This window comes from Shewanella sp. 0m-8, from assembly GCF_052977265.1.
Genome location: NZ_JBRIMB010000080.1, coordinates 1 through 8,957 on the forward strand (window position 1 = coordinate 1; position 8,957 = coordinate 8,957).

Consider the following 8,957-nt stretch of genomic DNA (forward strand, 5'->3'; position numbering starts at 1 on the left):
ATGATTATACGCCTATCCTTGACTCTTTTTAGAGTACAGTTTGATAAGCAGTTACACAAAGTTAGTTACAGTCTCAGTTTGCACAAAAAAAGAGACGTTTATATACGTCTCTTTTTTTGTGCAAACTTTTATTTATAGACTAGGATTACATATTGTTTCGGATGATTTTTGTACAGTGACGTTTGTACAGCCCATATTCAGCTAGTGCAGTCTATGCTAGTTGCATTCGTCGTTTTAATTTTCATATAACGACAGACAAGGATCAAGCCACTCTCTGTATCACTGTTGTATAGCCATGTTAGTGAATGATTAAGGGGCGAACTTATGTTTATTTCTGCAAAATCACCTCGGTTTGACCTCGATGCGCAAAGTCTTATCCAGGTTGAGTATCTCGTTAAATGCATTGAGACATTTGAAAAACAGCAAAATGACAATGAGCTCAACTCAAAAGCTTCAAGTAAAAAGTCGAGCGTTTATAGTGTGCAAAATATTCTATCTAGCGACGAGATAACGATGCTCACAGGCTTATTTAAGTTACGCTAAAATTGGCTAGCGATTTATTTTGCCTTTTGCCTTTCTATGTAGTCGATCTCACCTAATATCTTGCGTAAATGAAAGGCTTTAGCTTTATATCGTTACCTAGTTAACTTATGCCACTTTCTTCGATAGCCTGTCGATACGCTTCTGTGCTTATTTCCCCCTTTAATCTACATCTTTTTCTGTTAGATTTATGACTGCCTGATAACAAAATCTACTCATAAAATATAACAAAGAGGGGAGTCGATGCAGTGGTTTAAACGTTCATTGAGTCTACAGCTGGTGGTTACGATAGTGGGTGCACTTGCAGTGTTATTTACCGTCGTTGCGCTTTTACTGGTCAAAAATGAAAGCGCCAGCACACGTCAACAAATCGATAATGACTTAACCAGCCTAGTCCAATTAAAGTCTAACGAAGTACGCAGTTACTTTGCGGCCAAAGGTCAACTTATTCACGCGGTGTTTGCTAACCCAACAGTTGTAGATTGGTTTAGCCAATATAACAGCCGCTTAAGTGATGTTTCAGCTGATCAAGATTATCAATCTATCATCGATTACTTTAAGTATTTTTCAATTCAGGATAGCGATATTAAGTCAGTGTTCTTTGGCTCAGCCAATACCTTTGAGTACTTTGATCTTAATGGGCGCTACAACGATAGTGAGTACTTCACCAATAAGCGCCCTTGGTGGCAAGAAGCCATAGATAAAAACGGCATGTTCGTCGGCGATCCAGCCGTAGATGCTAATGATGGTTCTATATCGGCGACCATAAAAACCGTTGTTAAAGATGAGTCTGGCCGCTTTATTGGTATTGGTGGTATGGATATTCTCATCGATACCATCGGCAGTGAGTTGTTAGCACCGATTAAGTATCAGGATGCGGGCCAAGCTTTCTTAATGACCAATGCAGGCAAGTTGGTCTACTTCCCAGGCTTTTCTGAGGTTTTCCCCCCAGGCTCTAACGCTGCTTTAGTCGATAGCCAGTTTAATGATACCCAAGGCTTTGCCAAGTTGAGTCAACAGATGCAGACACAGGCGTCGGGATTTGGCGAGGTTATATTTAACGGCGAGGCTCAGCGGGTCAGCTTTATAGAGGTCGGCGGGAGTTATCCTGAGCAAAAATGGCACCTAGCCTTCATGCTGCCAACCGCAGTTATAGAAGCACCTGTTACCGATGCGATTGTCAGCTCGATATTATTGTCATTTTTGATTATGGCATTAGTTGGGATGACAGTTTGGACCACGTTATTACCCTTTAGAAAGCAGGTAAATAATTTATTGTTAGCGATGGAAGACATTGCCGAGGGAGATAGCGATCTTGCTAAGCGCATCGACATGAATAGAGAAGATGAGCTGGGTAAGCTCGGTGATGCATTTAACCGTTTTGCGGCGAAGGTGCAGGGCATGCTGCAGGAGACTCGTGAGCTAACGCTGCAAGTAGAGCAAGGTGTGAATGATGCGTCTGCTGTGAGTCGTCAAGCATTGCAGTCGGTGAGTCAGCAAAAACAAGAGATAGTTTCTGTGGCCACGGCCGCAACCGAAATGGCACACACTAGCCAAGAGATGGCCGCAAGTGCCCAAAGAGCCAGTGAATTTGCTGATAAGGCGCAGATTCAGTCGAGTGAAGGCCGTGAGATTGTCGCTCAAGCGACTCAAGGCATGCAGGCGTTATCTAAACAGGTGATTGATGCGGCAAAGGTGGTTAAGCAACTTAGAACCCGTTCTGAGCAGATTGGCGAGGTACTTAATGTTATTCGTGGTATCGCAGAGCAAACAAACCTGTTAGCACTAAACGCAGCGATTGAAGCGGCGAGAGCGGGTGAACAAGGCCGAGGCTTTGCCGTTGTGGCGGATGAGGTAAGAACCTTAGCATCTCGCACGCAAGACTCGACCGCAAACATTCAAGAGATCATCCAGACACTACAACAAAATGCCAATGAGGCTGAGCAAGTGATGGAGTCAGGGGTTGAGCAAGCCAATATGGGGCAAGGTCTTACCGCTAAAGTTGAAGTGGCACTGGATAGCATCACGAGTGCCATCGAAGCGATTCAGCAGCAAACCATAGAGATCTCCACCGCTGTAGGTCAGCAAGCGATTGTGGCCGAAGAGGTTGCTTGTAATGTTGAAAATGTTCGCGCGTTATCGGATGAGTCGTTAGCAGCGAGTGAGGCACTATCAAATAACTTTGACGAATTTGCACAGGTGAGTCGATCCCTCGGTGACAACATTAAGCAGTTTAAGATCTAGACTTAAAATGACAGCATTTTGAAATCTGACTGAGTTTACATGTGACTGAGTGTTGAAATGGGAAGCCAAACGGCTTCCCTTTTTATTGCCTAGGATTAATCGATCGCCCTGATCAACAAGGGCGAATGGTTAGCTTAAAACAGGCTAAAGGTATGCTTTTTATTGAATACTGTTTTTATATACAGTAATATTCTGTACGGAGGATATTGGCTTGCAAAAAATTATTCACGTCGACATGGACTGCTTCTATGCAGCGGTGGAGATGCGCGACTTTCCTGAGTTAAGAGGCAAACCTATTGCTGTGGGAGGACGCAGTGATCGCCGTGGCGTGATCAGTACCTGTAATTACGAAGCTCGAGAATTTGGGGTTCGTTCAGCCATGGCGTCAGGCTATGCGCTAAAGCTTTGTCCTGACTTGATATTAGTCCCTGGGCGTATGCAGGTATATAAAGAGGTTTCTAGCCAGATTAGGGCTGTATTTGAACGATATACTGACTTGATAGAGCCTTTATCCCTTGATGAGGCTTATCTTGATGTGACAGAGAGTCCCCATTGTAAAGGCTCTGCGACCTTGATGGCCGAGGCTATTCGAGCCGATATTTTAGCCGAGACCGGTTTAACTGCTTCGGCAGGCATCGCGCCAGTTAAGTTTCTTGCCAAGATAGCATCCGATTTAAATAAACCGAATGGACAATATGTGATCCGCCCAGACATGATTGATGAGTTTATAAAAACCTTACCACTGATAAAAATTCCCGGTGTTGGCAAGGTGACCGCTAAAAAGTTAGCCGATCTGGGGCTGCATACCTGCAGCGACATTCAGCTTTATCCTGAAGCTAAGCTAATAGAAGGGTTTGGTAAATTTGGAACAGTGCTGATTGAGCGCGCTAAAGGGATAGACAAGCGAGCGATTTCGCCCAATCGTGAGAGAAAATCAGTCGGCGTTGAAACTACACTGGCTAAAGATATCCATACCCTTGAGCAATGCCGTGCGGTGATGCCACAACTTATTCAAGAGCTCGCAGGGCGGGTGAGCCGTAGCGCTAAGGATAGAGTGATCAACAAGCAAGTGGTTAAGCTAAAATTTGAAGATTTTAAGCAGACCACGATTGAGCATCGCAGCGATGAGATCTCGGTGAATCTGTTTTATCAGCTACTGGAGCAAGCAATGGAAAGGCAAAATGAGCGAGGTATTCGCTTATTGGGTGTATCGGTCGGTCTCGCCTCGAATAGTGTCGCTTCTGAGCATGATGATATAGATAGCTCGCAGATGGATTTAGGTTTTTAAGCACACCGTCAGAAATAGCTCATATTTTAGTTTTACTTCGACGTTAAAGGCTAATAATAGCTGCCAATATTGGCCAACAGTTGTGATGTTAACGGTAATGTTAATTTTTTCATCAGGGCTGTGTGGGTAACAATTACTTAGGACTAAAGCGCCAATTGATACCTTATTCTCTGCTATAGATAGTAAAGGCCACTTATGGCTAAGTGGCCTTATTCTTATAAAGCTGTTTTATTGATTAGCCTTTAACTGGTGTACGCTCCAGTACCGCTAACAATAGCTTCCAGTATTGGCCAACAGTAGTAATGTTAACTTTTTCATCAGGGCTGTGTGGGTAGCGAATGGTTGGGCCAATAGAAACCATATCCATTTCAGGGTAAGGCTTCTTAAATAGACCACATTCAAGACCTGCATGGATCACCATAATCGTCGGCTCTTTGTTATAAATTGCCTCGTAGGTTTCGCGTACGCTTGCCATAACGGGTGAGCTATTGTCTGGCTTCCAGCCTGGGTATGCACCACTAAATTCAACATTCGCTCCAGCAAGGTTAGCCAGTGAGCTCAATACGCCTTCAACTTCTTCGCGACCTGAATCAATAAGAGAGCGAATTAAGCATAAGATTTGCACGCTATTGTCATCGGTACTGATCACACCCACGTTAAGTGATGTCTCTGTAACACCTTCTACTTCGTCACTCATGCGAATGACGCCATTAGGGCAAGCATTAAGCACGTCAATTAAGATCTGTTGTGACTCTTCACTCATGACCTGTTTTTCTGCTGGGATCTCTTCTAGCGTTAGAATCGTACCTGGATCGGCGATGGCTAACTCTTGACGAACTAAGGCTTGAAACGCTGAAACACGCTCTTGCAGTAAAGCCAAGTTTTCAGGAGGAAGCATAAAATTAACGTCTGCTTCACGTGGAATGGCATTGCGCAGTGAGCCGCCAGTAAACTGAGTTAACTCAATAGCCAGTTCATCGCCATGGTCAAACAGGAAGCGGGCTAAAAGCTTGTTAGCATTACCACGACCTAAATGGATGTTAACCCCTGAGTGGCCCCCTTTTAGGCCCGAGATTGACAACTTATAGCTGGCATTGGTCGGTTCTGGCGATTGCCAAACCATAGGTACTGATAACTGTGCGTCAACACCGCCAGCGCAGCCCATGTAAATCTCACCTTCTTGCTCTGAGTCGGTGTTGATCAAGATTTCAGCATCTAACATGCCAGCTTCTAGACCAAACGCCCCAGTCATGCCTGCTTCTTCATCAATTGTCAGCAGTACTTCTAGTGGGCCGTGAACAATGTCATCGGCGCCTAAAATAGCCAGAGCAGATGCCATACCAATACCGTTATCAGCACCTAAAGTTGTACCATTTGCTTTGACCCAGTCACCATCAACATACGCTTCAATAGGATCTGTTTCAAAGTCGTGAACTTTGTCTGCGTTCTTTTGTGGCACCATATCAATATGGGCTTGTAACACTACGATTTTGCGGTTTTCCATGCCGGCGGTTGCGGGCTTTTTGATGATCAGGTTGCCAACTTTATCTTCGACAACGCTCAGCTGCTTATCTTTAGCCCAAGCTTGAATATGCGCACTCAATGCTTGTTCATGTTTAGATGGGTGTGGAATAGCACAGATCTGCTCGAACCATTGCCAAAGTGCTTGTGGTTGTAATTGGTTTAAAGTGGTCACTTAAAAATCCCCTGTTCTAATAAAATCACCCAAGTGCTATTAAGTCGTCGATTTTATTTAAATCGATAGCGCGCTGGTGCGGGTGTGGCGGAAAATGCACACAGTCTAGCATAGTCTTTGGGCGTCGCGGAGTCGTTTGCAATGGCTTTAAATCTTACGTGGCAGGCAAAGTTTCCATAATCATTTTCATGCACATTAAAGTCGTTGGTAATCTAAGCACAATAGAGGAATAATGCTTGAGCAAATGAGTCGTTTTGCCAAATGGGTTATGAGGCAAAATGGCAATATAAAATATAATAAGGAAGGGTTATGGGGTCAGTTAAGTTTATTGATGTAGTTGAACAAGATGCTATTTTTGAAGGTCATGGTTGGGATGCGCTGGTGGTGGTTACACCGGACTTGGACTCGATACAATTTGAAGAGATATCCTTGCTGGCTAATCATGGCCAGAAGGTGGATAAGCGAGTTGGCAAATCAGCCACTCTGCTTTTTGCGCCAGGCATGGCGGGTGGACGTCTTATTGTTGCACCGGTTACAAAGGCTGATGATGACTATCAAGATGTGCGGGTGTTTGCTGATGCAGCAAGGCAAGGGATCAAGCTTGCTAAAGAGGCGGGGGCAAGACGACCGCTGTTACTCGTTAATGGCTTAGCTGAGCATCGTTATCAACATGCCGAGCAGGTTGCAGCGCTCGCTTGTGGGCAGGAACTTTGGCAAGCACTAGAGCTTAGAGAAGCCGGTGGAGCCGATGAGCCGTTAGAGGCAATTGGTTTATTAGGCAGCGAACACACAGGTGAAATGTTAACGGCGATTGAGGCTGGTCGTAGCCTGGCTCGTGACTTATGTGGTACAGAGCCTGAGCGTATGTCAGCGCCAGCCTTTGCGGATTATTGTCTAGATGCGTTACACGATCTTGGGCTGGCAATCAGCGTGGTTGAAGACCGAGATATTCTTGAGCGAGACTACCCGCTATTAAGTGCCGTTGGTCGCTCATCGTTTGCCGTACTAAGGCATCAGCCTCGCGTAGTAAAGCTTGAATATGTTGGTGAAGGCCCAATTGAGCGTAGCTATTTCTTCGCTGGAAAAGGTGTGGTTTATGATACTGGTGGAGCAGACTTAAAAATTGCTGGTGGTATGGCTGGCATGAGTCGCGATAAAGGTGGTGCGGCAGCAGTAGCTGGACTAATGAAAACTATTGGTATGCTAAAACCTAAAGGTATACGCATCGTTGCTGAGCTGGGGCTCGTTAGAAATAGCATAGGTAGTGAGGCGTTTGTTACCGATGAAATTATCACCAGCCACGCAGGCAAGCGGGTGCGTATTGGTAATACCGACGCAGAAGGGCGTTTGGTGTTAGCCGATCTATTATCACATTTACGTTTAAAAGCCGTGAATGCCGTCAAGCCACAAATGTTTTCAGTGGCCACATTGACCGGCCATGTGGTTCGCTGTTTCGGCGGATATACCGCAGCGGTGGAAAACAGTGTTGCCAAGCAGGCTAATGTCGCATCTGTTATGCAGCAACAGGCCGCACTTTGGGGGGAGCCTATCGAGGTATCTCAGTTACGCCGTGATGACTTTAGTAAAATTGTCGACCCGTCGGCAGCCGCAGACATGTTGTCGTCTAACAACGCGCCATCTTCTGTCACCGCGCGTGGCCATCAGTATCCAGCAGCATTTTTGATTGAAGCTTCTGGATTGAGTGGTCATGGTTTAAATGCGGCTCTGCCGATTGCTTACACACATTTAGATATTGCCGGTAGTGCAACGGAAGGTCATCCACAATATGGATCACCAACCGCCACACCATTAGTTGGATTGTTTAAATACATAACGGAAAGTTAAACCGAGCAAGATTGCTCTCAAGCAACAACCTCTAACTGTCTAGCGCTTAACTGCGCTTGATAGTTTGCTTAAAGCTGGCGCTCAAGTGCCAGCTTTTTTATTTTAGGCCTGAAATAAGCACAAATTGAGCTACCTCTATTTAGCCCCGCTCGATTTAGCTCCCTTAATTTCAGATCATTTCGTTCAGCCTCTGCGATAGCTGTAGATAAAGGTACAAAATGACTCAAATAGAGCAGAGTTACAGTTAGGTTTTGTAATAAAATAACGTAAAGTGGCTTTTTTACGCTTATTTAATAAAAAAGCTTGTAATAAAACTACAAATACCTATAATTGCTTTCGTCGGATAAGCAATGGTGCTTAACGACACTTAGTCTATCCAGGATGGATAATTCTCCAAGGAATCGAGCGACAAGTTGACTCTACAAGCCAGCGAACGGCTTTTACGAAAGTAGAGCATTAGGAATTCAACTTTGTTTGGAGTATTAATTATGTATTTTAGTAACACTATTTATTCGCAAAGCTTTTGGTTAAACACTGAGAGTATGCGTGGCGGTTTATACGCCATGACTTTTAAGGGCTAACCCTCCTTATATAAAGTCGCATCAGTTTCCATCAACCTTTATTGTATCTTTTAGATACTTATAGACCAAGTCGCAGATAGCCCGAGTTAGTATACTTCCGCTGTTTGCCATTGATTATCGCTAGCGCGCTAACCAATTTCCACTAGGAACACTTGAAATGTCTTGCCCGCTCATTGAGCGGGCTTTTTTTTAGCTTAAACTTGCACTTTTACCTGCTAAACGCTTAAATCCTGTTCGATAGTTGTAGTATTTTTGATCGCGAAAGATAGCGGGTTGTGAAGCTTCACATTATACACGGGTGTTTTGTGATACGTGTCACTACACTGTGTCGTAAAATTACCGCTGTGACAGTTTTTGAGCATTATTTACAATAAATACTTGTAATAAAATTACACGGGCTTATAATTGCTCTCACTGGTTAAACAGAGCTTTCCAGTTTGTAAGTCTATCCAGGACGGATCATTCTCCAAGGAATCGAGCGACAAGTTGACTCATTAAATTAGTTTGGCTCAACCCCATTGGCTAATTTAATTTGAGATGATATTAACAACTTTGTTAGGAGTACTGACTATGCCTTATACAGGGCAAACTACGATTTACTGGCAAAACACTTGGTTTAATTCAAATGTTTTGCGTGGCGGTTTATACGCCATGACTTTTAAGGGCTAACCCTCCTTAAAAGTAGTTCCATCATCCATCATCCATCATCCATCATCCATCATCCATCATCCATCATCCATCATCCATCATCCATCATCCATCA

Annotated in this window: 5 protein-coding genes; 4 read left to right on the forward strand and 1 reads right to left on the reverse strand. The window is 44.3% G+C overall.

Features of this window, described 5'->3' with window-relative positions; translation table 11 throughout:
* Nucleotides 1-324 precede the first annotated feature (324 nt).
* The 3 genes from ACVBIO_RS21030 (at nt 325) to dinB (ending at nt 4,072) form a co-directional block, all read left to right on the forward strand.
* A complete protein-coding gene (locus ACVBIO_RS21030) occupies nt 325-543 on the forward strand; it encodes a hypothetical protein (protein ID WP_447163318.1) in 219 nt (72 codons plus the stop codon).
* A 240-nt stretch (nt 544-783) separates the two neighbouring features.
* On the forward strand, nt 784-2,784 hold the full coding sequence (locus ACVBIO_RS21035) for a methyl-accepting chemotaxis protein (RefSeq protein ID WP_447173370.1): 2,001 nt from the start codon (nt 784-786) through the stop codon (nt 2,782-2,784).
* 211 nt (nt 2,785-2,995) lie between these two features.
* Entirely contained in the window at nt 2,996-4,072 is a 1,077-nt protein-coding gene (gene dinB / locus ACVBIO_RS21040) for a DNA polymerase IV (RefSeq protein WP_447173371.1), read from the forward strand.
* 235 nt (nt 4,073-4,307) lie between these two features.
* Here dinB and ACVBIO_RS21045 read toward each other — a convergent pair whose 3' ends face one another.
* Nucleotides 4,308-5,768, reverse strand: coding sequence for an aminoacyl-histidine dipeptidase (locus ACVBIO_RS21045; protein ID WP_447163321.1), 1,461 nt, complete (start codon nt 5,766-5,768; stop codon nt 4,308-4,310).
* A gap of 309 nt (nt 5,769-6,077) precedes the next feature.
* Here ACVBIO_RS21045 and ACVBIO_RS21050 point away from each other — a divergent pair, with 309 nt between their 5' ends.
* Complete coding sequence (locus ACVBIO_RS21050; RefSeq protein WP_447173372.1) at nt 6,078-7,613, forward strand: M17 family metallopeptidase; 1,536 nt, start codon at nt 6,078-6,080, stop codon at nt 7,611-7,613.
* The last annotated feature ends 1,344 nt before the right edge of the window (nt 7,614-8,957 follow it).

Coding starts and splice junctions, on each gene's coding strand:
- ACVBIO_RS21030 (WP_447163318.1), top strand. CDS start 325: ATGTTTATTTCTGCAAAATCACCTCGGTTTGACCTCGATGCGCAAAGT.
- ACVBIO_RS21035 (WP_447173370.1), top strand. CDS start 784: ATGCAGTGGTTTAAACGTTCATTGAGTCTACAGCTGGTGGTTACGATA.
- ACVBIO_RS21050 (WP_447173372.1), top strand. CDS start 6,078: ATGGGGTCAGTTAAGTTTATTGATGTAGTTGAACAAGATGCTATTTTT.